19 protein-coding genes are annotated in these 22,901 nt (G+C 68.1%); 14 read left to right on the plus strand and 5 right to left on the minus strand.

Translation table 11 applies throughout. The features are described 5' to 3' along the window. The first annotated feature begins 59 nt into the window (after window positions 1–59). From ACPEH1_RS05530 to ACPEH1_RS05565, 8 genes are all read left to right on the plus strand, one after another. The gene (locus ACPEH1_RS05530; RefSeq protein ID WP_423715400.1) at window positions 60–2,591 is read left to right on the plus strand and encodes a type VI secretion system Vgr family protein; all 2,532 of its coding nucleotides are present in this window, start codon (window positions 60–62) and stop codon (window positions 2,589–2,591) included. Continuing rightward, window positions 2,588–3,478, plus strand: a complete 891-nt coding sequence (locus ACPEH1_RS05535) for a DUF4123 domain-containing protein (protein ID WP_423715401.1) — start codon at window positions 2,588–2,590, stop codon at window positions 3,476–3,478. The genes ACPEH1_RS05530 and ACPEH1_RS05535 overlap by 4 nt, the downstream gene beginning before the upstream one ends. Next, window positions 3,468–4,685: a DUF3304 domain-containing protein gene (locus ACPEH1_RS05540; RefSeq protein ID WP_423715403.1), complete on the plus strand. Its 1,218-nt coding sequence runs from the start codon at window positions 3,468–3,470 to the stop codon at window positions 4,683–4,685. Before ACPEH1_RS05535 ends, ACPEH1_RS05540 begins: the two co-directional genes overlap by 11 nt. Window positions 4,686–4,811: 126 nt before the next feature. After that, the gene (locus ACPEH1_RS05545; protein ID WP_017356856.1) at window positions 4,812–5,396 is read left to right on the plus strand and encodes a DUF3304 domain-containing protein; all 585 of its coding nucleotides are present in this window, start codon (window positions 4,812–4,814) and stop codon (window positions 5,394–5,396) included. Then, the gene (locus ACPEH1_RS05550; RefSeq protein ID WP_423715405.1) at window positions 5,389–7,389 is read left to right on the plus strand and encodes a phospholipase effector Tle1 domain-containing protein; all 2,001 of its coding nucleotides are present in this window, start codon (window positions 5,389–5,391) and stop codon (window positions 7,387–7,389) included. The genes ACPEH1_RS05545 and ACPEH1_RS05550 overlap by 8 nt, the downstream gene beginning before the upstream one ends. After that, complete coding sequence (locus tag ACPEH1_RS05555) at window positions 7,386–8,945, plus strand: hypothetical protein (RefSeq protein WP_423715407.1); 1,560 nt, start codon at window positions 7,386–7,388, stop codon at window positions 8,943–8,945. Before ACPEH1_RS05550 ends, ACPEH1_RS05555 begins: the two co-directional genes overlap by 4 nt. Next, complete coding sequence (locus tag ACPEH1_RS05560) at window positions 8,942–9,445, plus strand: META domain-containing protein (protein ID WP_017356859.1); 504 nt, start codon at window positions 8,942–8,944, stop codon at window positions 9,443–9,445. The genes ACPEH1_RS05555 and ACPEH1_RS05560 overlap by 4 nt, the downstream gene beginning before the upstream one ends. Window positions 9,446–9,473: 28 nt before the next feature. After that, window positions 9,474–9,734: a PAAR domain-containing protein gene (locus ACPEH1_RS05565; protein WP_313243424.1), complete on the plus strand. Its 261-nt coding sequence runs from the start codon at window positions 9,474–9,476 to the stop codon at window positions 9,732–9,734. A 91-nt stretch (window positions 9,735–9,825) separates the two neighbouring features. On the opposite strand, the gene ACPEH1_RS05570 is transcribed toward ACPEH1_RS05565, so the two are convergent. The 3 genes from ACPEH1_RS05570 to rsgA all read right to left on the minus strand — a co-directional run bounded on the left by ACPEH1_RS05570 (window position 9,826) and on the right by rsgA (window position 15,817). Then, a complete protein-coding gene (locus tag ACPEH1_RS05570; RefSeq protein ID WP_423715410.1) occupies window positions 9,826–12,117 on the minus strand; it encodes a TonB-dependent receptor in 2,292 nt (763 codons plus the stop codon). Between the two features lie 137 nt (window positions 12,118–12,254). After that, window positions 12,255–13,496: a flavohemoglobin expression-modulating QEGLA motif protein gene (locus ACPEH1_RS05575; RefSeq protein WP_017357324.1), complete on the minus strand. Its 1,242-nt coding sequence runs from the start codon at window positions 13,494–13,496 to the stop codon at window positions 12,255–12,257. 1,229 nt (window positions 13,497–14,725) lie between these two features. After that, on the minus strand, window positions 14,726–15,817 hold the full coding sequence (rsgA, locus tag ACPEH1_RS05580) for a ribosome small subunit-dependent GTPase A (protein WP_017356955.1): 1,092 nt from the start codon (window positions 15,815–15,817) through the stop codon (window positions 14,726–14,728). A 183-nt stretch (window positions 15,818–16,000) separates the two neighbouring features. Here rsgA and ACPEH1_RS05585 point away from each other — a divergent pair, with 183 nt between their 5' ends. The 5 genes from ACPEH1_RS05585 to grxD all read left to right on the plus strand — a co-directional run bounded on the left by ACPEH1_RS05585 (window position 16,001) and on the right by grxD (window position 19,883). After that, window positions 16,001–17,275, plus strand: a complete 1,275-nt coding sequence (locus ACPEH1_RS05585; RefSeq protein WP_017356954.1) for a pyridoxal phosphate-dependent aminotransferase — start codon at window positions 16,001–16,003, stop codon at window positions 17,273–17,275. Between the two features lie 3 nt (window positions 17,276–17,278). Next, window positions 17,279–17,902, plus strand: a complete 624-nt coding sequence (locus tag ACPEH1_RS05590; RefSeq protein ID WP_136005015.1) for an SGNH/GDSL hydrolase family protein — start codon at window positions 17,279–17,281, stop codon at window positions 17,900–17,902. 193 nt (window positions 17,903–18,095) lie between these two features. Then, complete coding sequence (locus ACPEH1_RS05595; protein WP_136005017.1) at window positions 18,096–18,476, plus strand: hypothetical protein; 381 nt, start codon at window positions 18,096–18,098, stop codon at window positions 18,474–18,476. 27 nt (window positions 18,477–18,503) lie between these two features. Further along, a complete protein-coding gene (locus tag ACPEH1_RS05600; RefSeq protein WP_017355291.1) occupies window positions 18,504–18,827 on the plus strand; it encodes a hypothetical protein in 324 nt (107 codons plus the stop codon). 129 nt (window positions 18,828–18,956) lie between these two features. After that, entirely contained in the window at window positions 18,957–19,883 is a 927-nt protein-coding gene (gene grxD / locus ACPEH1_RS05605; RefSeq protein ID WP_423715411.1) for a Grx4 family monothiol glutaredoxin, read from the plus strand. A gap of 92 nt (window positions 19,884–19,975) precedes the next feature. Here grxD and ACPEH1_RS05610 read toward each other — a convergent pair whose 3' ends face one another. Both ACPEH1_RS05610 and ACPEH1_RS05615 read right to left on the minus strand, forming a co-directional pair. Then, complete coding sequence (locus ACPEH1_RS05610) at window positions 19,976–20,515, minus strand: DUF924 family protein (RefSeq protein WP_017355289.1); 540 nt, start codon at window positions 20,513–20,515, stop codon at window positions 19,976–19,978. Window positions 20,516–20,568: 53 nt separating this feature from the next. Beyond that, window positions 20,569–21,345 (minus strand): AMP nucleosidase, encoded by a 777-nt coding sequence (locus ACPEH1_RS05615; RefSeq protein WP_423715431.1) that lies wholly within the window; start codon window positions 21,343–21,345, stop codon window positions 20,569–20,571. Between the two features lie 145 nt (window positions 21,346–21,490). Between ACPEH1_RS05615 and ACPEH1_RS05620 the strand changes: the two genes are divergently transcribed. Continuing rightward, window positions 21,491–22,900: an amidohydrolase gene (locus ACPEH1_RS05620; RefSeq protein WP_026070653.1), complete on the plus strand. Its 1,410-nt coding sequence runs from the start codon at window positions 21,491–21,493 to the stop codon at window positions 22,898–22,900. The last annotated feature ends 1 nt before the right edge of the window (window position 22,901 follow it).

Genomic DNA, 22,901 nt, shown 5'->3' on the forward strand with positions numbered 1-22,901 from the left:
GCGGCGGTACGTTCATAGACTCGTTGCACGGCCTTCAACGGCGTAACAACGAGTCACCGATGTCGCAATGGAACGCACCGTCCGCGCAGTGGACGTCCCTGCATCGTCTGATTGATCTGCACTGGGGCACCGCAGGCGCACCGCTCCCTCTGCTCGCACAACGCATCGATTTCCGCGATGCGCTCAATACCGATTTCTCCCTCACCGTGCACGGCCTTGTGCCTGGTCCCGAGAGCGACATCAGCGCACTGCCCGGTCGGGTGGTGGGTGTGGGCGTCACCACGGCGGGTGGCGGACGGCGTTGGCTCAACGGCATCATCCATGCCGTCCGCCGCACCGGCATGCACGCGGGCCACACCCGCATGGTGCTGCAGATCGGCTCGGCGCTGGCGCTGCTCCAGCAACGTCGCGCCTGCCGGATCTTCCAGGACCTGAGCGTACCGGAGATCGTGACCACGCTGCTGGATGAGCATCGACAGCGCAACGCCTGCCTGGCGACCGCCTTCGACTGCGTACAGCACCTGCTGCGGTCGCATCCGGTGCGTTCGTACTGCGTGCAGTTCAACGAGAGCGACCACGCCTTCATCGACCGGCTGCTGGCCGAGGAAGGCATCAGCTATCGCTTCCGGTTCGACATCGCAGACGGCCAGCCGCGCCACGTACTGTGCCTGACCGACACCCCCCTGTTCGACCCGGACCGCACCGTCGCCCTGCCCTACCGGGCCGGTCGCCACGATGACGACCGCGACACCCTGCAGCACTGGCAGGCCTGCCAGCGCCTGGCACCCGCCGCCGTGGCCCTGTCCAGCTACGACTATGCCCGCGCACAACCGCTGCACGGCAGTGACGACAACGCACAGCCGCTCCATGATCCGGCGCGCACCGCCACAGCTGGTCTGGAAGACCATCGTGCCGAGACGCTGTACTACGCCGGCAGCTCGCAGGAACTGGCGCGCTACAGCCAGTTGCGCATGCAGGCGCGCGAACTGCGCTCGCGCACCTGGCGTGGTGAAGGTGGACTGCGCGGCCTGGCCACCGGCGACGCAGTGGTCATCGAGGGCCATCCCGCGCATGCGACCCTGGACGTGAACGCGCGCAGCTTCCTGGTCAGCGGCGTGCACCTGCAGGCCTGCAACAACCTTCCCGCACGGCTGGAGGTTGATCCAGATGCATCGCCCGACGACCGTCTGCAGCCCGGCCAGTGCCGCACCCGCTTCCGGGCGCTGCCGCACGACCAGCCGCTGGTGCCCGAGTATGCCGACCGCCTTCACCGCCCGACGGCCAACGGGCCGCAGAGCGCCACCGTGGTGGGCCCGCCGGGCGAGACCATGCATACCGATCCGCTCGGCCGCATCCGCATCCGCTTCCATTGGCAGCGGGCCGAGGATCGCGCCGATGGCGATGACGCCGATCTGGCGCATGCCTCCACCTGGATACGGGTCGCCCTACCGAGCGCGGGCGACGGGTTCGGCCACCAGTTCCTGCCGCGCATCGGCCAGGAAGTGCTGGTGGACTTTCTCCACGGCGACATGGACCGCCCGGTGGTCGTCGGCGTGCTGCACAACGGCCGGCATGCGCCGCCGCGGTTCTCCGGTGCCGGCCAGCTGCCGGGCAACCGTGCGCTGTCGGGCATCCAGTCGCGCGAGCATGGCGGCAACGCCCATGCCGAGCTCGTGTTCGACGACAGCCCTGGTGAGGTCGGTGCGCATCTGCGCGCCAGCCCGCATGACAGCGCGCTGCACCTGGGCCAGCTCACCACACCGCGCCGGGACGGCCAGGCGCAGCCGCGCGGCAGCGGTGCCGAACTGCGCACGGATGCCGCGCTGGCCCTGCGTTCGGCACACGGCCTGCTGCTGAGCAGCCACGGCCGCACGCAGGCGCACGGCCATCAGCTGGACCAGCAGGAGCTGCTGGGGCTGCTGGACGAGTGCCGCCAGGTGTTCGCGCAGCTGGCCACCCTGGCCACTGAACAGCAGGCCGGCACCGCCAGCGCAACGCCGCAGCACGCCCTCGCAGAAGCGCTGAAGGCGTGGACCGGCGAGGGAGACGGCGGCCACGCCCCGGTTGTTGCCGTGTCCGCCGCTGCCGGGCTGGTCACCGCCACGCCGGCATCGCAGCTGCATGTCAGCCGTGGCCAGCACGATGTCGTGGCCGGTACCCATCTGCAGCAGACCAGTGGCGAACGCATGCACCTGCAGGCCGGCCAGGGCTTGTCCCTGTATGCCGGCGACGGTGGCATCAGCGCCGTCGCCAACGCCGGCCCGGTACAGCTGCAGTCACGCGGCGACCAGATCCAGGCGCACGCATTGCAGGGCATGCAGCTCAGCGCCGAGAACGGCGAGATCGTCATTGCCGCGCCGGTGATCCGGCTGGTCGCCGCCGACGGCAGCTTCCTGCGCATCGGCGGCGGCGTCACCGGCGGCAGCGATGGGGCCATCCGCCTCCACGGTGCCCGCCATGACTGGGACGGACCGCAGACCGAGCACTGGTCGCGCGCCCTGCCCCAGGCAACTCCGCCGGTCTGCCTGCCCTGCCTGGCCCAAGCCGCGCAGCTCGGCACCTACCGCGTCAACCTGACGGAGGCCGCATGAACCCGTTGCCCCCGGCCTGCCACGCGCTGGTCGTGAATCCCTCCCTGCATGCGTACGTTCTGATCGACGGCGCGGCGCAGCGCGACATCGCCCGGCGGCTGGCCCGGCACGCACCGCGGGCCATCGCCCTGTTCGCCGACCTGTCCACCGCCGCGCAGTCGATGGGCCCGTGGCTGTTGCCTGCCAACGACGCCGGCGCGCACGGGATCGACGGCAGTGCGCCGGGCGTGAACTGGCTGGTCAGCGAGGCTGCCGCAGACGCGATTGCCGAGCACCTGTGCTACTGGATGCGTGATGGGGATCGCAGTGGCCTGCATTACACGCGGCTGGGCGACGGACGCGTGCTGCGGGCGGCGATGGACGTGTGGACGCCCGACCAGCGCGCAGCGTTCTGCGCCCCGTGGCGCGGCTGGTGGCTGGCCGACCGCGACGGCCGTGCGATGGCGTTGGACCTGCCTGCCGCATCGCCGCCACGGGCACCCGCCGATGCCGGCCGCCCCGGCTGGAGCGTCACGCAGCATCACGCGATGCGGCAGCACGGCCTGGCCGACGCGCTGATCCAGCCGCTGAAAGGCGTGATCCGCCTCGCCCCAACCCTGCGCGGCCGGGAAGCCCGCCACGTGCTCGCCGCGCACACCCTGGCGCTGGCCGTCGCGCAGGGCTATACCGACGCAACCGACCAGAGCAGTTGGATCGCCTGGGCGCTACAGCGCGGCCATTGCTCCGGCGGGATCGCCGCACACCCGGTGCACGCGCAGGGACTGCGCGGAGCAGCGCTGTGGGAGGCGTTGACCGGCGACGCGGACGACGCTGGGCCTGCGTCGCCGGATGGCACTGAACGTGCTGCGGCAGCGACACCTGCCGAGGAGGCTCGCGATGACGCATGACGCCGGTCCGGATAGGCCGGGTGGAGCCGGGAACGGCAATCTGCGCGCGCTGCTGTGGTTCGTCGTCGACGGCGTGGTGACCGTGCTGTTCACTGCTGCGCTGTGGCAGGCAAGCTATGCGAAGGGGGACGACGGCATGGGACCATCCTGGTTCGTGGTGGTCATGCCCCCGATGCTGCTGCTCTTCGTCAATGGCTTCCGACGCGTCGTTTGCAACTACCATCGCATGACGTTCCAGGGCGTTCCCCTGGTCCAGTGCGTCGTTGCCCTCTGGGTCGCTGTGATGTTCTACCTGCTCGCCTGGAGTGTCGACTCGACGGGTTGGGGCGCCACGATCGTCCCCATTTTTGTCTATGTCGCTGCCTACCCGCTGGCGGTATGCACAGGCCTTCTCTATGCGTTGCTTGACGCACTGCTGCGGCGCGCCGTCAGGATGACACCCGTGATCGCTGTCGAGGCATCTGACGATCCACATGCCTCGGTAGCGCAGCGCGTATCGTCATCTATGACAGCCGGTCCATCCTTCCAGCGGTACTCGCTGACCCGACGCGCGAGACGTCGGGATTCGACCCAGCATATTCCCGCACAGCAGGAGACCGATCTGCACGCGCACGCGTCCGGGGAACCCGGTTCGTCGGCGGAGAAAACAACCAGTGCGAGCCAGTCAAACGGCCGTGGCGCATCCCTTCAAGGCTACCTCTGGACAGGTGTCGTACTGCTCCTTATCGCTGCAACTGCGATGTACGACCGTCCCAGTACCCTTGCTGTAGACGACAAGGTCGCATCAAGGCGGTTCAGCACCAGCCTGACATCGATGGACTACGAGCCCACGGACACCTTCGTGCAACCGGTGTATGTGGACGGGGGTGGGGGCGATAGCGCGGGCACCGGGGGCAGCACGGTACTGAGTGCCTTTGCCTTGCCGGTTCGCTGGCACCCGGGGCTGACCGTGCGGGTCAAGTGGCGGCGGTGCAACGCGTTCTATGCAGACAGGCCTCAGACAGAGGAACAGGCGTGCCGTTGGGTGGAGAAGGACGTACCCGTCCATCCCTATACGTACGTCAGCTCAACGAATGTTCACCTGTTTGCCGACGACCAGGTACTGGTGATTCCGGGGATGCTCGGTCCGCGTCACGCGGACTACCCGGGAGCTCCGCCTCCTTACAAGAACTTCTACGAAGAACGGGGTATTGGCCACGATGAGTGAGTTCGCGTCGCGCACAGGGTCCCGATTCGCAATGCATCCTTTCAAGGCGGGTTTCTCGATGCCACTCACAGGATTGATCCGTGCAAAGCAATCAAGCAAAAGCCGACACAGGGGTGGCACCGGCCCATGACCAACGAACCAAAGGCCGACAGCGACAGTGCCTCCGCTGACGATGACCTGCGCACGTCCCAGCGCGCCCGCATCGGGTTTGGCGTCCTGCTTTTCGTCGTTACGGTAGTTGTACTGTCCAGCCGTGATCGACCCGCTGCTCTAGACGGCAAACACACGTCAGCACGATTCGTCACCAGCCTGACCGCGATGGACTACGAGCCCACAGACACCTTCGTGCAGCCGGTGTATGTCGACGGGGGTGGCGGCGATAGCGCGGGCACCGGTGGCAGCACGGTACTGAGTGCCCTCAGCCTGCCGGTGCGCTGGCACCCGGGGCTCACCGTACGTGTCAAGTGGCGCCGCTGCAAGGCTTTTTACGCGGACAACCCTCAGACAGAGGAACAGGCGTGCCGTTGGGTGGAGAAGGACGTACCCGTTCATCCCTATACCGACGTCAGCTCAACGAACGTTCACCTGTTTGCCGACGACCAGGTTCTGGTGATTCCCGCAATCATGAGTCCGCGCCACGAGGACTATGCAGGCGCTCCGCATCCTTACAAGAACTTCTACAAAAAACGAGGTATTGGCCACGATGAATGAGTTCGCCTGGCTTCCAGGATGCGCGCCTGCGACGCGCCTTTTCAATCCCTGCGCTTCTGGCGCGGGAAAGACTGGCGCGTCCTGTTCGCTCCCTGTTCGATTCTCGATCTTCTTCGACGGAACACGGAATCACAGCACGGAAGACCGTCCCTCTGGCTCTCACAGCAACGTTGCACGGCTCTACGACGCATGCACGGAGCAGGTTGAGATCGGGGAGTTTCGCCTTTACATACAGGGCGTCGGAACGCCCTTCCCGGAAATTGGCGAACACGAGCCACACGAACATGGCGCGCGGGACGGCGAGTATGGCGATCGACGCTTGCGGTATGCATTCATGTTCATGGCCAACAAGATTTCCGAACTGCTTTGCGGCAAGCGTGTGGTTTCAGACAACGCAGATGCCATCATCAAGGCCGTTGAGAGCGACCATCAGATCAGACGCGTGCGCCGAACGCTTGACGAGGTGCTGGCCAACCCGAAAGCAGCTGCCCCCGTGATCTCGACGATCACGCTGGACCTGTTCGGCTTTTCGCGCGGCGCCACTGCAGCACGCGCGTTCCTCAACCACCTGATCGAGTGGGCGGGAGAGTATAGACCACAGGTCTGCGGCATCCCGTTGAGGGTACGCTTCATGGGGCTGTTCGATACGGTGGCATCGGTCGAGATTGCTGATTCCATGCCGCGCACAGGGGACGGCCATCTGTCATGGGCGAGTCCACGGTACATGGTGATTCCTTCATTTGTAGAGCAGTGCGTCCATATGGTTGCCGGGCATGAGGCACGCAACTCGTTTCCACTGACAACCATTTCCGCTTCACGCGAGCAGGCTCCCCATCGCCTGGAAATCATCTATCCCGGTGTGCACGCCGATGTCGGTGGCGGCTACGGGCTGACTGCGCAGGGCAAGGGTACCCAGAAGGGTGGGCAACGTGTCCGCCAGCTGCAGGGCGACCTCCTGTCGCAGATCTCGCTCAACGATATGTATGAACGTGCCCGAGCCGCTGCAGTACCACTCACCCCGCCGGCTGAACTGTCTCAGACTGCTGCCGGCGCATTCTTCGCCGTATCACCGGAGTTGCAACGCAGCTACGACGCCTTCCAGAGAACGCTGGAGCAGCACCGCGCAGGCGCCCCCCTGCTTCGCCTTCTACATGCGCACTATCTCGCCTACCTTGGCTGGCGGCGACAAGTTCTGCCGCGCGAGACATTCATCGCACAGCCATTCATGACCCACTGCAAGCAGACACAGACGCAGGACCACATCAATCTCGACCAGGCAAATGCCGAATTGATGGTCTATCTCGCTGTGTTCAACGATCCGGCGCAGCGTGCCCGAGTGCATGGCAGGCGCGCGCTTGGCTTACCTGGCTTTGTTCACCGTGAGCACGCCTGCATGGAGATGTACGACCGCTACTGGGGAGCGTCTCCAGAGCCCGGCGACGCCTTGCGAAACATTCTCATGCAGTACGTCCATGACTCGCGTGCTGGCTTCGTACTGACAGACCCGCAATGCGAGCGTGACTACAGGAACATGCATGCCCACCTCGAAGCCTGTGACGCGCAGTATCGAGAGAGCCTTCGTATACATGCTGTGGACACCAAGGACCGACAAGAGGCATATCAGCGCGCTGTGGAGGCCCATACGCACTTTGTTCCCACCGGCTGGCGGGAAACCCGGCCGCCCATGCCAAAACCCCCTCTCGTCCGCGCGATCCCCGAAGATCCACTCAATGCGGAAGACCGCAAGGCGCTTGCCACTTTTCGGGCCGGCAGGACGCCCATTTTCACCGATGCCAAACCCGCGTCAGCAATGGATGGCAAGGAGAATGTGCTGGATTACATTGCCAAGGTCTCCCGCCGCGAAGTGCGCTGGAGTTATCTACGCCGGCGTCAGGTATTCCGACCATACGTCACCACTACCGGGCATCCACGGATCGGCATCAGGACAGTGGACCCCTCTGAACGCCTCCGCTACGAGGACGGTCTCACATGATCCCGCACGCGTTCCTGCGACCGGCCTTCTTCCTGCTGTGGGCACTCTGGTCGCTGCTGATGGGCTGGTACGCCGTCGATGATGACCAACTCGCTTCGCCTGCACAGGCCGTGGGCCCGTGGCTCGCGGGCAGCATCGCGCTGGGCGCGCTGTTCCTGCTGGTGGCCGCGCTGATCAAGGTGCTTCAGGAGATGCGCGCCGGCGCGCGCGGCATCACACCGCTGCGCGCTGCGGGTTCGCCGGTGCTGCCCCTGCCCGCCACGGGCGCGGCGGCTGCGCCCACCGCCCCGGTGCTTCAGATCCGCGCGTGCTACGCGCGCCTTGCGCGGCAGGCACCCGACGCTCTTGTGGCCCTGCTGGACAACCCGCAGGCCACCCGCCCGGTACTGGCTGCGCACGCCGAGGACCCGGCGGCGCGTCTGGCCGAGCGCGGCATGGCGATGCAGGTGCAGTTGGCGCAGGGAATGGAGATGCTGGTCGCCGCCCTGCCCGATGCCGCGCCGGTGGCGATGTTCACGCTGGCCCCCACGCTCACCCGCCACAGCCGTTACGCCGCAATGGAGTGGCCGGGCTTGATGGCCAGCCAGTCCGACGCGCCCGGCGCGCTGCTGCTGCGCGAGCTGGACCTCAACGGCCCGTCGCTGGCGCCGGTGCTGCAGGCGCTGTTCGCCCGCTTCACGGCGTCGCCACGGTTGTGCAGTGCCGTGCTGCTGAGCCTGGAGGGCCGGCTGATCCGAGGGCGGTACCAGCGCCCCCGGGATGACGAGCCCGAGGATCCGGTGGACGAGAGCATGGTGATGATGTGGATCACCCGCACCGGGGTACCCGACGCGATACGGCGCGACGCAGTGGAGGCGGACACCCCGGCGGCGCAGCATGCGCGGCAGCCGTACGCGTGGTTCCGCGAAGAACTGGCCGCTTACACGGCGCTGGCCCCGCACGAGCCCGAAGCGCAGGTGCACGCCGCGGCGTTCATCACATCGCTGTTGCCGGTACTCCGCGAAGAGGGGACCGCGCAGGCCCAGCGACTGGGCGACGATGCGTGGTATCCGGTGCCGTGGACCCGACAGCAGATCACCCTTCAGGAGGCCGCGCCCGTGCTGGGCACGCTGTATCCGCCCCGCTGTGTTGCCCTGCGCGGTGATGATGGCGAGGCGTTGTCGCCGCGCGCGCAGGAGGCCGCCATTTCCGAGGCGTGGCAGACGCTGCACATCGCGCTGCCCGAGGCCGCCCGCCCGCGCTGCGTCTGGTACGACAGCCGTGCCGATGTCGATGCGGCCATCGCGCTACGCATGGCATTGCGCGTGCTCGCGGATCCGCTCGATCTGGACGATCCACGCGTGGGCATCGACCTGGCCACGCGCGTGGGTGCATTGGGCGGTGGCAGCGGTGCCGCCGCCCTGGCGTTGGCGCTGGCCAGCGGCAAGGCCGGTACCGCCGTCATCGTCGACGATGACGGCCGTCTGCTGCTGCAGCCCATCGTGCCCGCGCCACAGCCCGATGCCACAGACACCGCGTCCGCCCTGTCCCGCCAGCCCGATCTGGAGCACCCATGACCGCTCGCCTCGCCCTGCCCCTCCTGCTGTTCTCGGTGGCCGCACTGACAGCCTGCCAGGAACGCTACGCACTGACGAACGGGTGGGAGACCTGGCCCACCACGCCCGAACCACCGCAGCCGCTACTCGGCACGGTGTGGAAGCTGCATGACCTGCCCGCCACGGCCGATAAGGCCGCAACCGTGGTGCCACCGGATTCGCACGTGGGCTTCATCATTCTCGAAGCCGACGGCCGGCATCTTATCGGCTATGCCGGCTGCCAGCCGATGACCGCGTTGTACCGCCAGCAGGGCATGCAATTGACGGTGGACGGGCTGGCACGCACCGGCTCGCGCTGCCACAAGGAGCGGTTCGATGACGTGGGCGACCGCTTCGCCGCTGCGCTGAGCGGGGCCACCGGCTACCGGATGGCCGAGGACGACGCCCTGCTGCACATCCTGCACGGGGACACCGTGACCGCGACGCTGATCTATCGCACGCCGCCCAAGGGCTACTGGTGACGCGGGCGGGCCGCAGGCGGCGGCGGGCATGAAGCACCCTGTCTGCCTGGGCGATCCCACCAGCGGCGGTGGCGAGGTGGTGCAGTGCCAGGGCAGCGGGCGCATCGACGGCGCGACGATCGCGGTGGTGGGCGACCTGGCCACCTGCGCGCTGCACCCGGGCCGGCATGCCTTCGTGGAAGGCTGCGCGCGGGTGCGGCTGAACGGGGCGCCGGTGGTGCGCGACGGTGACCGGCTCGCCTGCGGCTGCCGCGGTGTGGCCCGCCATGCGCGGCACGTGCGGGCCTGAACGCAGCAGGGCCGCACGGCAGGATGCCGTGCGGCCCTGGGGTGCCCGCCGCCTTCGCGAGGTGGCGGCGGCTATCGTGGTGGCGCGGCGGTCAGAACTCGGCGCCGAGGGTCAGGAACACCTGGCGCGGCGCGCTGGCGTGGATCGCGTAGCGGGTGCCGTTGGGGTCGGTCGGGGCGAACGAACTGAGCTGCCCGGCGTAGCGCTTGTTGGTCAGGTTGGTGGCGTTGAGCGATACCTTGACGTCGCGCAGGCCAATGCCCGGTCCGAACGAATAGCCCATGCCGGCATCGAAGGTGATCACGCCCGGCACCGACTGGTCGTTGGTGTAGGTGTAATAGCGCTTGCCGGTGTACTTGGCGCGCAGACTGGCGAAGAAGCCGTCGCGGTTCCAGCTGATCTCGCTGGAGGCCATGCGCTGCGGGGTATCGACGGTGATCTTGCCGGCCACCGGCACGATCGCGCCCCCGGAAGTGTAGTTGTCTTCGTAGGTGGTCTTGTTCCAGGAAAGGGCGTTGTACCACTGCAGGCCATCGACCGGCTTGAGGATGAAGGTCAGCTCGGCGCCGCGGCTCTTGACCGACCCGACGTTGATGAAGCGCGTGATGCACTCCGGACGCGTGCCCACTTCGATGCTGGTGCACGGGTTGAGCGAGAGCAGACGGTTGTCGAACATCACGTGGTAGGCGGCGATGGAGGCCTGGTACTTCTCGCCGAAGGTGCGGAAGCCGGCTTCCAGGGTCTTGGACTTCTCCGGATCCAGCCCGGCGCTGGCCGCGAAGGATTCCGGCGATACCTGCAGCGGGCCGCCGCTGCCACCGCCGACGAAGGCGGCGATGTTCTCCGAGTAGGACGCGAACAGCTCCTGGTTGGGCGTGAGCTTGAAGCCGATCCCGGCCTGCGGCAGCACCGATTCCTTGGCGGTCAGCGTACCGGAGGCATAGCTGGCCTCGGTGCCGGGCTTCGCATTGGCGGTCATGCGCGTGTTCGGGCTCTTGACGCCCACGTCCACGGTCAGGCGGTTGTCCAGGAAGCGCATGCGGTCCTGCACGTAGAACTGGCGCGTGCGGATGTCGAAATCCTGGTCGAACAGGCGACGGTCGGGATGGTTGAGGTAGCCGTCATCCAGGAACGGGCCGGTGATGTAGTAGAAGTTGCGCTCGACGTTGTGGTCGTTGCGTTCGTACCACAGGCCGGCTTCCAGTTCGTGCAGACCCCACTGCCAGCTCAGCGCGGCGGTGATGCCCTGGCGGTTGATGGTGTAGTTGGTGCTGCGGATGGAGATCGGCAGCGCCTGCGGTGTGCCCGGGTTGGAGGGCTGGCCCGGTGCCCACCAGTGGCCCTGGCCACGGTTCTCATGGTGGTAGCCGAGCAGCTTCAGACGGGCGGTGTCTCCCAGCGCCAGGTCCGCATCAAGCGAGTAGAGATTGTCATCGCGCAGCGCACGGCTCTGGTAGTACGCGTCGTCGATGCTGTTGACGCCGCCGCTGAAGGCGCATTTCTGCGCGTTGTAGGTACCCGGCGCGCAGTACGCTGCGGCCACCGCGCGGTCCCAGTCCGGTGCGTAGATGTTCCAGTCCCAGCCCAGGCCGCGCGCGAGCATGCTCTTGGACAGGTAGGCGTAGTTGGCCTGGCTCGCCCGCGACGTGGCGACGAAGGCGCCGAAGCGGTTGTCGCCGACATTCCACACCGCCTTGGCATTGAACTGGCGGGTGGTCTGGTTCTGGTTCGGCTCGGCCCACATGTCCGCATCCTGGTGGACGCCGGACACGTAGGCGGAGAAGCCGTTGATGTCGCCGGTATCCACGCGCAGGTAGCCGCGTCGCTGGTTGTCGTCGCCGACCGTCACGCTGGCGCGGCCGCCGAATTCGGTGGACGGGTCCTGCGAGAAGTACTGGATGGTGCCGCCCAGGTTGCTGGTGGAGGCCACGCCCAGCGAGCCGATGCCCTGCGACAGCTCGGCGCCGGCCAGGTTCTCGGCAATGAGCGCACGGGCGATGCTCAGGCCGTTGTAGTTGCCGTAGCTGTTGTCGCCCAGCGGAATGCCATCCAGCGTGTAGCCCAGGCGGCTCTTGTCGAAGCCGCGCAGGCTGATCGTCTGCGATTCCTCGTTGGCGCCGAAGGCATCGTTGGACTGCACGGATACGCCGGGCAGGCGGTCGAGGATCTTCTGGCCGCTGGTGCCCGGCGGCAGCACTTCCTTGTCGACGGCGGTGATGCGCTGCACTTGGCGGGTTTCGCCCTGGCCGATCACCGACACGGTGTCGAGGGTCTGCGCGCTGAGCGCAACGTTGGCGTCGGTGTTGGCGTCTACATCGGCGGCGTGGGCATTGGCAGCGCACAGCGCGATCGCAACCGCGATCGTCAGGGGTCGGGTAAGCATGGTGATCCGTAGCATGTGGGATGGTGACCTGCGCAGTGCAGGTGCGCGACCATCATGCGAGCGGAAGATGAAAGCATTCTTACGCGGCGCACCTCGGTTGACGACGTGCGACGAAATCCGGGAAATCGTGGCACGCGCTATTCGGTTGCCAATTGATCCATGCGGATGCGGTTGGCGAACAGCGAGAAAGCCAGCATGCCCGCCAGTCCGTTGGCGCGGCTGACCCAGTGCGGCAGCCAGCGCGGCGGGCGCAGGATGCCCTCTTCAAACAACGGCGCGAACGCGATGGCGTCGGTGAGCGACATCTTGCCGGCGAACAGCCAGCGGCACACCTGCAGGCGGTCTTCGGCCAGCATGTGGCGGAAGAAGGTATGCACCGACACCAGCCCGCGCAGGTACACGGTGTCCTTGGTGAACGCCGCACCGCCGCTGGGCGGCACGCCGCGGAACACGCGCTGGGCCGAGGCGAAGCTCTCTTCGCTGTTCTGCCCGGCGTCGCAGAAGTAGCGGAATACCTGGATGAAATCGGCGCCCTCGCGCGCCATCGCGATCGCCTCGGTGCGCAGGCTGATGCGTTTGAGCCGTTCGATGTCGATGCTGCCGGTGATCTGCTCGGCGAACGTGGCCAGGCCTTCCTGGGTGGCGGTGACGCGCGGCGACGACAGCGCCAGACTGGGCAGGTGCGGCTGTTCGCGGCCGTTGAGCGCGGTGAGCGAGTGCACCAGGGCTTCGTGGTGGAACAGCTGTGCGCGGTCGTAGGCGCTGAAGCGCGCACTGGTGCGAAGGCGGATGCGGGTGGGGCCGGCGGCCGCCTTGGAAATCAGCTCCGGATCGAGCTGCACGGTGATGATGCGCGATTCGAAGAAGGCATCCAGGTCGCTCTGCAGCTGCAGTTGCAGCGCGGTGGCCGAGACCGGCACCTGTTCTTCCGGGGCGAGCAGTTCGTGGTCCAGTTCCTGGGCGATCTGGATGAAGTGGCGGGCTGCCTCGCGGGTGCTGGGGCCGTGACCGGGCAGCGGCTGCTCGGGCGCGCCGAACAGTTCGACGGAGTAGCGGTCGACGCCTGCGGTACCCAGTGACTCGAGCAGACCGGCGGCCTGGTCCCAGCTGTGCGCCGAGCGCTGCACGTACAGACCGATGGGGTGGCTGGGATCGCACTGGGCGCTGATCGCGGCGAGCGCGCGTCGAGTGTCGCCGAAATCCAGGCGGGGGTAGTCCACCTGCGGCAGCACCGGCTGCCCACGTGCCACGCTGGCCAGGAACGGCGCCTGCAGCGCCGCCGGCCAACTGGTCAGGCCGAGCAGCTTGATGCCGGCCACGGCCTCCACCAGCTGCGCGTCGAGCGCCGTGTGGTGGGCCACATCACGATCCACGGTCATGGGGGTGTCCATGAGGCGGACATTAGCAGGGTCCGGAACGGGGGGGGCCGGTTGGCTGGTCACGTGGAGCCGGCTGTCGCGCGCAGCGCGGGGGGGGCGGTGGCCGCACGGAAAGCAGCCGACTGGAAGTCGGCTCTACGGGGATGCGACGCGGGGCCCTTGTAGAGCCGGCTTCCAGCCGGCTGTCGCGCGCAGCGCGGGGGGTCGGTGGCCGCATGGAAAGCAGCCGACTGGAAGTCGGCTCTACGGGATGCAACGCGCGGGGCCTTTGTAGAGCCGGCTTCCAGCCGGCTGACGCGCGCAGCGCGGGGGGTTCGATGGCCGCACGGAAAGCAGCCGACTGGAAGTCGGCTCTACGAGAATGCGACGCGCGGGGCCCTTGTAGAGCCGGCTTCCAGCCGGCTGACGCGCGCAGCGCGGGGGGTTCGGTGGCCGCACGGAAAGCAGCCGACTGGAAGTCGGCTCTACGGGATGCAACGCGCGGGGCCCTTGTAGAGCCGGCTTCCAGCCGGCTGTCGCGCGCAGCGCGGGGGTCGGTGGCCGCACGGAAAGCAGCCGACTGGAAGTCGGCTCTACGAGGATGCGACGCGCGGGGCCCTTGTAGAGCCGGCTTCCAGCCGGCTGACGCGCGCAGCGCGGGGGGTCGGTGGCCGCACGGAAAGCAGCCGACTGGAAGTCGGCTCTACGAGAATGCGACGCGGGGCCCTTGTAGAGCCGGCTTCCAGCCGGCTGTCGCGCGCAGCGCGGGGGGTTCGATGGCCGCACGGAAAGCAGCCGACTGGAAGTCGGCTCTACGAGGATGCGACGCGCGGGGCCCTTGTAGAGCCGGCTTCCAGCCGGCTGACGCGCGCAGCGCGGGGGGTTCGGTGGCCGCACGGAAAGCAGCCGACTGGAAGTCGGCTCTACGAGAATGCGACGCGGGGCCCTTGTAGAGCCGGCTTCCAGCCGGCTGTCGCGCGCAGCGCGGGGGGGCGGTGGCCGCACGGAAAGCAGCCGACTGGAAGTCGGCTCTACGGGATGCAACGCGCGGGGCCCTTGTAGAGCCGGCTTCCAGCCGGCTGACGCGCGCAGCGCGGGGGTCGGTGGCCGCACGGAAAGCAGCCGACTGGAAGTCGGCTCTACGAGGATGCGACGCGCGGGGCCCTTGTAGAGCCGGCTTCCAGCCGGCTGACGCGCGCAGCGCGGGAGGTTCGATGGCCGCACGGAAAGCAGCCGACTGGAAGTCGGCTCTACCGCTTCCTGCCGGGGGGGCGCCACTGCGCGCCCTTGCCGACGTGCTTGCGCTCGATCGCCTGCTGGGCCTGGCGTACGGCCAGCTTGGCGGCGGCGGCGGCGACTTCGTCCTTCAGTTTGAAGTAGTTGAGCAGGCGCTCTTCGTCCAGGTCACCCGCGTCGATGGCAGCACGCACGGCACACCCTGGTTCGCGCTGGTGCGCGCAATCGCGGAAGCGGCACTGTGCGGCCAGGGCTTCCACGTCGGCGAAACCGCTTTCGCTTAGCGCTTCTTCGCCGGTCGGCTTGAGCTCGCGCATGCCGGGGGTGTCGATCAGGCAGGCGCCGGCCGGCAGCGGGATGAGCGCGCGGTGGGTGGTGGTGTGGCGGCCGCGCGAATCGTTGACGCGCACATCGGCGGTCTTCATCCGCTCCTCGCCCAGCAGCGTGTTGGTCAGGGTGGACTTGCCGGCTCCCGAGGAACCCACCAGCACCACGGTGCGGCCAGCGCCAAGCCACGGCAGCAGCGCCGCCGCACTGGCCGGGTCCTTGCCGTTGATCGCCAGCAGCGGAATGTCCTGCGCCGCCAGTTCCTCCAGCACGGCCAGCGCATCGTCGCTGTACTCGGTCTGGTCGGCCTTGGTCAGCACCACCACCGGCTGCGCACCGCCACCGCCGACGAGCAGCAGATAGCGCTCGATCCGGCGTGGATTGAAGTCCGCGTCCAGGCCGCAGACGATGAAGACCGTATCGATGTTGGCGGCGATCACCTGCTGGTGGTAATGCTCGCCCGCCGCACCGCGCTTGATCGCAGTACGGCGCGGCAGCAGGGCGACGATCCTGATGCCCTCCAGCAGCACCCAGTCGCCGACGGCGGCACGCTCGTGGCTGGGGAAGCGTGGGCGCTGCCACTCGGCCGGAGATTCGGTGCGGATCGCCGCATCAGGCGCATCGGCAACGACGTAGCCGGTGCGGTGCTGCTCGATCACCCGGCCCGGGCGGGCCTGCGGATGCTGGTCGAACAGGGCCTGCCAGGCGGGCAGCTCGGGGGCGCCGGCCCAGGGCCAGCCCATCGTCTGCAGGGCGCGGTAATCGGTGGTGTGGGTCATCGGGCCCATTCTAGAGGGTGCGGCCCGCCGCCGTCGCCGCCGTGGCCCCGGGCGGCACCGGCATGGCCGTCGCATGGGCCGGCAACTGCCTGCCAGCATTGGAAAACCGGCCCTGGAACGCCCGCCCTGCAACGCAACATTTCCGCTACCATGCGATTTCCAAGCCCGAACGACGGCCCAGTCATGTCCACACCTCCGCTGAAGCCGCTCGCCACCCGCGAGCGCCTGTCCGAAGTCCGCTACGAGATCCGGGGCGAACTGGCGCGGCGAGCGCGGGAGCTGGAGGCACAGGGCCGCAGGCTGATCAAGCTCAACATCGGCAACCCCGGCAACTTCGGTTTCCGCGCGCCCGAGCACCTGCAGCGGGCCATTGCCGACGACATGGGCCGTACCGATCCCTACACCCACCAGCAGGGGCTGCCCGAAGCCCGCGAGGCCATCGCCGCCGCGTACGCCCGGCGGGGCGCGCCCGATGCGCATCCGGACCGGGTGTTCGTCGGCAACGGGGTCAGCGAGCTGATCGACCTGTCGCTGCGCGCCCTGCTCAATCCCGGCGATGAAGTGCTGGTGCCCTCGCCCGACTACCCGCTGTGGTCGGCGGCCACCATCCTCAACGACGGCCGCCCGGTGTACTACCGCTGCGCGCCGGAGAACGGCTTCCAGCCGGACCCGGTGGAGATCGAATCGCTGGTGTCCTCGCGCACCCGCGCGATCGTGCTGATCAACCCCAACAATCCCAGCGGTGCCAGCTACTCCAAGGCGCTGCTGGAACGCATCGTGGCCATCGCGGCCAAACACAACCTGCTGCTGATGGTCGATGAGATCTACGACCAGATCCTGTACGACGGCGCCGAGTTCCACGCGGTGGCGCCGCTGGCCGGCGAGCATCCGTGCATCACCTTCAGTGGCCTGAGCAAGGTGCACCGCGCCTGCGGCTGGCGGGTGGGCTGGGCGATGCTGTCCGGCGCCGCCGAGCGGCTGGGCGAGTTCCGCGCGGCGATGGACCTGCTCAGTGCGCTGCGCCTGTGCGCCAATGTTCCCGGCCAGTACGCGATCGACGCGGCGGTCAACGGGCCGGACACCATCTCGGCGCTGTGCGCGCCGGGCGGCCGCCTGTATGAAACCCGCCGCGCGGTGATCGAGGCCTGCCACGCCAGCGAGCACCTGTCGCTGGTGGCCCCGGCCGGTGCGCTGTACGCCTTCCCGGCGGTGGTCGGGCCGGCCGCGCGCAGCTTCGACGACCACGATTTCGCATTGGAACTGATGAACGAGGAAGGCGTGCTGGTGGTGCCGGGCTCCAGCTTCAACGTGCCCTACCGCCACCACTTCCGCGTGACCCTGCTGCCCGAGCCGGAGGTCATGCGTGACGTCTTTGGCCGCATCGACCGTGCCCTGGCGCGCCGCGCAGAGGCCAACACCAAAGTGGTGCCCCTCAAGCCACGCAGCGCGGTGGCCTGACACATGGCGATGCGTTACCTGGCGCTGGGCGATTCCTACACGATCGGCGAAGACGTTGCGGCCAGCGGCCGCTGGCCGGTACAGCTGGCCGCCGCACTGCGCGACAGCGGCATCGCGCTGGACGACCCGCACATCATCGCCACCACCGGCTGGACCACCGACGAGCTTGATGCCGGCATCGATGCCGACGCGCCGCAGGGGCCGTTCGACCTGGTGAGCCTGCTGATCGGGGTCAACGACCAGTACCGCGGGCGCAGCGTGGACGACTATCGCCCGCGCTTCACCGCGCTGCTGGAGCGCGCGCTGGGCTTTGCCGGCGGCCGCCCGTCACGTGTGCTGGTGTTGTCGATCCCGGACTGGGGGGTGACCCCGTATGCCGTCGCATCCGGCCGCGACCGCGTGCAGATCGGGCAGGAACTGGACGCCTACAACACGGCGGCGGCGGCGATCTGCGCCGGGCATGGGGTGACCTTCATCGACATCACCGACCTCAGCCGCGACTTCGGTGGCGAAGCGGTGATGCTGGCCGCCGATGGCCTGCACCCGTCGGCGGCGATGTACGCGCTCTGGCACCAGCGTGCCTACCCGGTCGCACGAGTGCAGCTGGCCGACGAGGGCACCCACTGAGCACGGACGCCGCGCCACTGGCCAGGGAACAGGCCCGCCACATTGCCACCACCGCCCTGCCCGCCCCGCGCGCCGGCACCCGAGCCGGGCGCTGCGCCTGCCGTCCGCCGAGCCCGGTCGTGGCCGCCGGCTGGCCGCTCGGCGCGCGCGCGCGCATACTCGCGCCCCTGACCTGTCCCGGCACGGAGCCGCCATGACCTCGCCTTCCCGGCATTCCGCGCTGGGCATCGTGGCGTTCATCACCAGCCTTTGCGGGGTGGCGTTGTTCTCCATCGCCCTTGGGCTGGGCTATCTGTTCGTGCAACGCCATGCCGAGGTCGAAGGGCTGGCGCTGGCACCCACGCTGGGCGTGCTGGGGCTGATCAGCATCGGCCTGAACGGCCTGGCTGGCCTGCTGGGCGTGGGCAGCGTGCTGCAGCACCGGCGCCGCCGCCTGTTCGGGGTGCTGGCGCTGATCCTCTCGCTGGCGGTGCTGTGCGTCTACCTCACGCTGGGCGTCTGGACCCACCACCGGTGGCAGCAACGCCCCCCGCCCGCCGTGCCGGCCGCGCATGTTCCGGCACTGCCCACCTGATACCCCTCCACCACTGAAAAGGACCTCATGGAACTCAAGCACTCCGGCCTCGGCATCGCCGCCTTCTGCCTCGCGCTGGGCTGCGCCCTGATCATGCTGCTGAGCGTGATCGGCGCCAGCGTGGCGGCAATCAACGGTGTCGAGATGAACGAGGACTCTCCGCTGTCGCTGATGGTCGGCCTGGTGATCATCTGCGCCGGTTTCGGCCAGTTGATCGCACTGGCGCTGGGCGTGGCGGCGGCGTTCATGCCGGCCACCAAGAAGGTGTTCGGCATCCTGGCGATCGTGATCTCGATCGGCAGTGTGATCGGCATGGGGATGCTGGTCATCGCCGGCCTGATGATGGGCTGAACCGGCCACCGGCAGGGGCGGCCCGCGCCAGGGCCGGTAGGGAATGCGATGCAACGTTTCCGGTACGGTCATGCCCCACGCTGCCATGCCGCGTAGAATAGGGGGTTCGCATATCCGGACCCGAACCCCATGTCCCTCGATCCCGCCCTGCGTTCGCGCATCGAATCCATTCTCAACGCCAACCGCGTCGTGCTGTTCATGAAGGGCCAGCCGACCATGCCGCAGTGCGGCTTCTCGGCCAAGGCCGTGGGCGCGCTGCAGGACCTGGGCGTGGAGTTCGCCCACGTCAACGTGCTGGCCGACGCCGAGATCCGTGAAGGGATCAAGGCCTACGGCGACTGGCCGACCATCCCGCAGCTGTACATCGACGGCGAACTGGTCGGCGGCAGCGACATCATCCTGCAGATGGCCGGCAGCGGCGAGCTGAGCAGCCTGCTCGGCCTGGCCGCCCCGGACCGCACCCCGCCGCGCATCACCGTCACCCCGGCGGCGGTGGAGATGCTGCGCGGTGCGCTGGCCGACGCCCCGGGTGCGTCCCTGCAGCTGGGCATCGACGCGCGCTTCCAGCCGAACTTCCAGCTGGCCCCGCACGATGACAACGCGATCGCCGCCGAGTCCAACGGCCTGCGCGTGCAGTTCGACCTGGCCAGCGCGCGCCGTGCCGACGGCATCACCATCGACTGGGTCGACGACATCCGGGGCCAGGGTCTGGCCATCGACAACCCCAATGCGCCCAAGCCGGTGCAGGAACTGGGCGTGCGCGACGCCGACGACCGGCTGCGTGCCGGCACTGTGACCGTGGTGGACGTGCGTCCGGCCGACGAGCGTGCGATCGCCGCGATCAACGGGCCGTTCGAAACCTTCGACGGCGACAACCGCGCCCGCCTGGAAGCCCTGCCCAAGGACACTGCGCTGGCCTTCCTGTGCCACCACGGCGGCCGCAGTGCCCAGGCCGCCGAGCAGTTCCGCGCGCTGGGGTTCACCACGGTGTACAACATCACCGGCGGCATCGACGCCTGGTCCAAGGACGTGGACAACAGCGTGCCGACCTACTGATCGGGTGCGGATCCACGCAGAAGAAAAACGCCGGCGATGCCGGCGTTTTTTTTATCCGCGGCCGTGGCACCGACCGCGTCGTGAGCGGCCCTTCAGCCGGCGAAGCCGCCTTCGGCGAGGTAATCCAGCTCCGCGGCGGTCGGCATCCGGCCCAGCACGGCGTTGCGATGCGGGAACCGGCCGAAGCGGCGGATGATGTCGCGATGCAGCTCGGCGTACTGCAGGTACTCCTTGTCACCCAGCGCATCGAACATGGCCACCGAGCGCTCCTGGTCCTGCGGATCTTCGGAGTGCTCGAACGGCAGGTAGATGAAGGCACGCAGCTTGGGGACCAGCTGCAGGTCCAGGCCCTCCTCCACCGCGCGCATGGCGTAGTGGCGGGCCAGTCCGTCGGTGGCGTACGAGTGGGCAGTGTCGCGGAAGCAGTTCCGGGGGAACTGGTCGAGCAGGATCATCAGTGCCAGCGCGCCCTCGGCGGTACCCAGCCAGTGCTCGCGGGCGCGGCGGGCAGCGGCGAAGTGTTCCTCCAGGAATGCCTGGCGGAAACGCGCGTCGAACGCGTCATCGCGCGCGAACCACTGCTGCGGCCCCGCGTCGCGCCAGAATTCCACCACTTGTGCCGCCACGTCCATTTACTGCCCCTGTAGGCGGCGCGTCCGCCGGACGCCCGCCTGTGCCATTGCCATCACTCGTCAAAGCGCAGGTGGCGGACCGACTTGCCGTTGCGCCGTATAAGCTTAAGCGCCTCGATACCGATCTGGATATGGTTTTCGACGAACTGGGAGCTCACCTTGGCGTCGGAGGCCTCGGTTTTGACCCCGTCGGGGATCATCGGCTGGTCGGACACCAGCAGCAGCGCCCCGATCGGGATGTGGTTGGCGAAGCCGGCCGCGAACAGGGTGGCAGTCTCCATGTCGATGGCCATGCAGCGCATCAGGCGCAGTTTTTCCTTGAAGGCTTCATCGTGCTCCCAGACCCGGCGGTTGGTGGTGTACACCGTCCCGGTCCAGTAGTCGTGGCCCAGGTCGCGGATCATGGTGGATACCGCACGCTGCAGGGCGAAGGCCGGCAGCGCCGGCACTTCCGGTGGCAGGTAGTCGCTGGACGTGCCCTCGCCCCGGATCGCGGCGATCGGCAGGACCAGGTCGCCGAGCTGGTTCTTGCGTTTGAGCCCGCCGCATTTGCCCAGGAACAGCACCGCCTTGGGCATCACGGCTGACAGCAGATCCATGATGATCGCGGCATTGGGGCTGCCCATGCCGAAGTTGATCAGCGTGATGCCGTCGCTGGTGACGCTGGCCATCGGCCGGTCCAGGCCCTGCACCGGCGCGCCGGTGAGCTGGGAGAACGTGTGCAGGTAGCCGGCAAAATTGGTCAGCAGCACATGCGGGCCGAACTGCTCCAGCGGGACGCCGGTGTAGCGCGGCAGCCAGTTTTCCACGATTTCCAGCTTGTTCTTCATCGAGCGCGTCCGGTCGTGCATGAGGTGCACTCGGTAATTCTCGGTGAGATCGGCCAATAAGCAAGCAACATGCGTTTGGTCACTTGGCAACGCCCCCGCCCAACGGCTAGCGTCACCCCTACGTTCACGCCGCATCGGGGATCACATGCGCACACGATTGACCGCCGGGCTGGGCCTGGCGCTGTTCTCACTGGCCGCGCCGTCGGCGCCGGCCGCCTCGCGCTTCGTGCAGGACCCGTATCCCAGCACCTACGCCCCGATCGCCTCGGCCCCGGTGCTGATCCACAACGCCACCGTGCTGACCGGCACCGGCACGCGCCTGGACAATGCCGACGTGCTGCTGCGTGATGGCCGCATTGCCGCCGTCGGCCCCGCGCTGCCGGTGCCGGCCGACGCCGTGCGCGTGGACGGCCAGGGCAAGTGGGTGACGCCGGGCATCATCGACGTGCACTCGCACCTGGGCGTGTACCCCAGCCCGGGCGTGAGCGCGCACAGTGACGGCAACGAGATGACCGCACCGGTCACCGCCAATGTGTGGGCCGAACACTCGGTCTGGCCGCAAGACCCCGGATTCGCCGCAGCGCTGGCCGGTGGCGTGACCGCGATGCAGGTGCTGCCCGGCTCGGCCAACCTGGTCGGCGGGCGCGGCGTGACCCTGAAGAATGTTCCAGCCACCACCTACCAGGCGATGAAATTCCCGGGGGCACCGTGGGGACTGAAGATGGCCTGCGGCGAGAATCCCAAGCGGGTGTACGGCGGCGGCAAGGGCGTCGCCCCGGGCACGCGCATGGGCAATGTGGCCGGCTACCGCGCGGCGTTCATCGATGCCAGCGAGTACATCGCCAAGAACACCCCGAAGAAGCCGAAGAAGAAGCGCTGGTTCAGCGGAGGGGACAAAGGGGACAGCGCCGGCGATGCCGGCGGCAAGCGCGACCTGAAACTGGATACGCTGGCCGGCGCGATCCAGGGTGACATCCGCGTGCACATCCACTGCTACCGCGCCGACGAGATGGCGACGATGCTGGATCTGTCGCACGAGTTCGGCTTCAGGATCGCGGCATTCCACCACGCGGTGGAAGCCTACAAACTATCCGACCGGCTCGCCGCCGAAGGCGTGTGCGGCGCGCTGTGGGCCGACTGGTGGGGCTTCAAGATGGAGGCCTTCGACGGCATCCAGGACAACATCGCGCTGGTGGACCGCCCGGCCAACAGTTGCGCGATCGTGCACTCCGATTCTCCCGAGGGCATCCAGCGGCTCAACCAGGAAGCGGCCAAGGCGATCGCCAACGCGCGTCGCGCAGGCATCGAGATCGCGCCCGAGCGCGCGATGATGTGGCTCACCCTCAATGCCGCGCGCTCGCTGGGCGTGGAGAAGCAGACGGGCAGTCTGGAGCCGGGCAAAATGGGCGACGTGGTGATCTGGAACGGCAGCCCCTTCAGTTCCTACGCGCTTGCAGAAAAGGTGTACATCGACGGCCACGCCGTCTACGACCGCCAGGACACGCGCCGACAGCCGCTGTCGGACTTCATGCTCGGCCAGGAGGCACGCCCGTGAG

Origin of the sequence: Stenotrophomonas sp. NPDC077421, assembly GCF_049545505.1 — a bacterium.
GTDB lineage: Bacteria > Pseudomonadota > Gammaproteobacteria > Xanthomonadales > Xanthomonadaceae > Stenotrophomonas > Stenotrophomonas nematodicola.

Coding starts and splice junctions, on each gene's coding strand:
- ACPEH1_RS05530 (WP_423715400.1), top strand. CDS start 60: ATGTCGCAATGGAACGCACCGTCCGCGCAGTGGACGTCCCTGCATCGT.
- ACPEH1_RS05535 (WP_423715401.1), top strand. CDS start 2,588: ATGAACCCGTTGCCCCCGGCCTGCCACGCGCTGGTCGTGAATCCCTCC.
- ACPEH1_RS05540 (WP_423715403.1), top strand. CDS start 3,468: ATGACGCATGACGCCGGTCCGGATAGGCCGGGTGGAGCCGGGAACGGC.
- ACPEH1_RS05545 (WP_017356856.1), top strand. CDS start 4,812: ATGACCAACGAACCAAAGGCCGACAGCGACAGTGCCTCCGCTGACGAT.
- ACPEH1_RS05550 (WP_423715405.1), top strand. CDS start 5,389: ATGAATGAGTTCGCCTGGCTTCCAGGATGCGCGCCTGCGACGCGCCTT.
- ACPEH1_RS05555 (WP_423715407.1), top strand. CDS start 7,386: ATGATCCCGCACGCGTTCCTGCGACCGGCCTTCTTCCTGCTGTGGGCA.
- ACPEH1_RS05560 (WP_017356859.1), top strand. CDS start 8,942: ATGACCGCTCGCCTCGCCCTGCCCCTCCTGCTGTTCTCGGTGGCCGCA.
- ACPEH1_RS05565 (WP_313243424.1), top strand. CDS start 9,474: ATGAAGCACCCTGTCTGCCTGGGCGATCCCACCAGCGGCGGTGGCGAG.
- ACPEH1_RS05570 (WP_423715410.1), bottom strand. CDS start 12,117: ATGCTTACCCGACCCCTGACGATCGCGGTTGCGATCGCGCTGTGCGCT.
- ACPEH1_RS05575 (WP_017357324.1), bottom strand. CDS start 13,496: ATGACCGTGGATCGTGATGTGGCCCACCACACGGCGCTCGACGCGCAG.
- rsgA (WP_017356955.1), bottom strand. CDS start 15,817: ATGACCCACACCACCGATTACCGCGCCCTGCAGACGATGGGCTGGCCC.
- ACPEH1_RS05585 (WP_017356954.1), top strand. CDS start 16,001: ATGTCCACACCTCCGCTGAAGCCGCTCGCCACCCGCGAGCGCCTGTCC.
- ACPEH1_RS05590 (WP_136005015.1), top strand. CDS start 17,279: ATGGCGATGCGTTACCTGGCGCTGGGCGATTCCTACACGATCGGCGAA.
- ACPEH1_RS05595 (WP_136005017.1), top strand. CDS start 18,096: ATGACCTCGCCTTCCCGGCATTCCGCGCTGGGCATCGTGGCGTTCATC.
- ACPEH1_RS05600 (WP_017355291.1), top strand. CDS start 18,504: ATGGAACTCAAGCACTCCGGCCTCGGCATCGCCGCCTTCTGCCTCGCG.
- grxD (WP_423715411.1), top strand. CDS start 18,957: ATGTCCCTCGATCCCGCCCTGCGTTCGCGCATCGAATCCATTCTCAAC.
- ACPEH1_RS05610 (WP_017355289.1), bottom strand. CDS start 20,515: ATGGACGTGGCGGCACAAGTGGTGGAATTCTGGCGCGACGCGGGGCCG.
- ACPEH1_RS05615 (WP_423715431.1), bottom strand. CDS start 21,345: ATGAAGAACAAGCTGGAAATCGTGGAAAACTGGCTGCCGCGCTACACC.
- ACPEH1_RS05620 (WP_026070653.1), top strand. CDS start 21,491: ATGCGCACACGATTGACCGCCGGGCTGGGCCTGGCGCTGTTCTCACTG.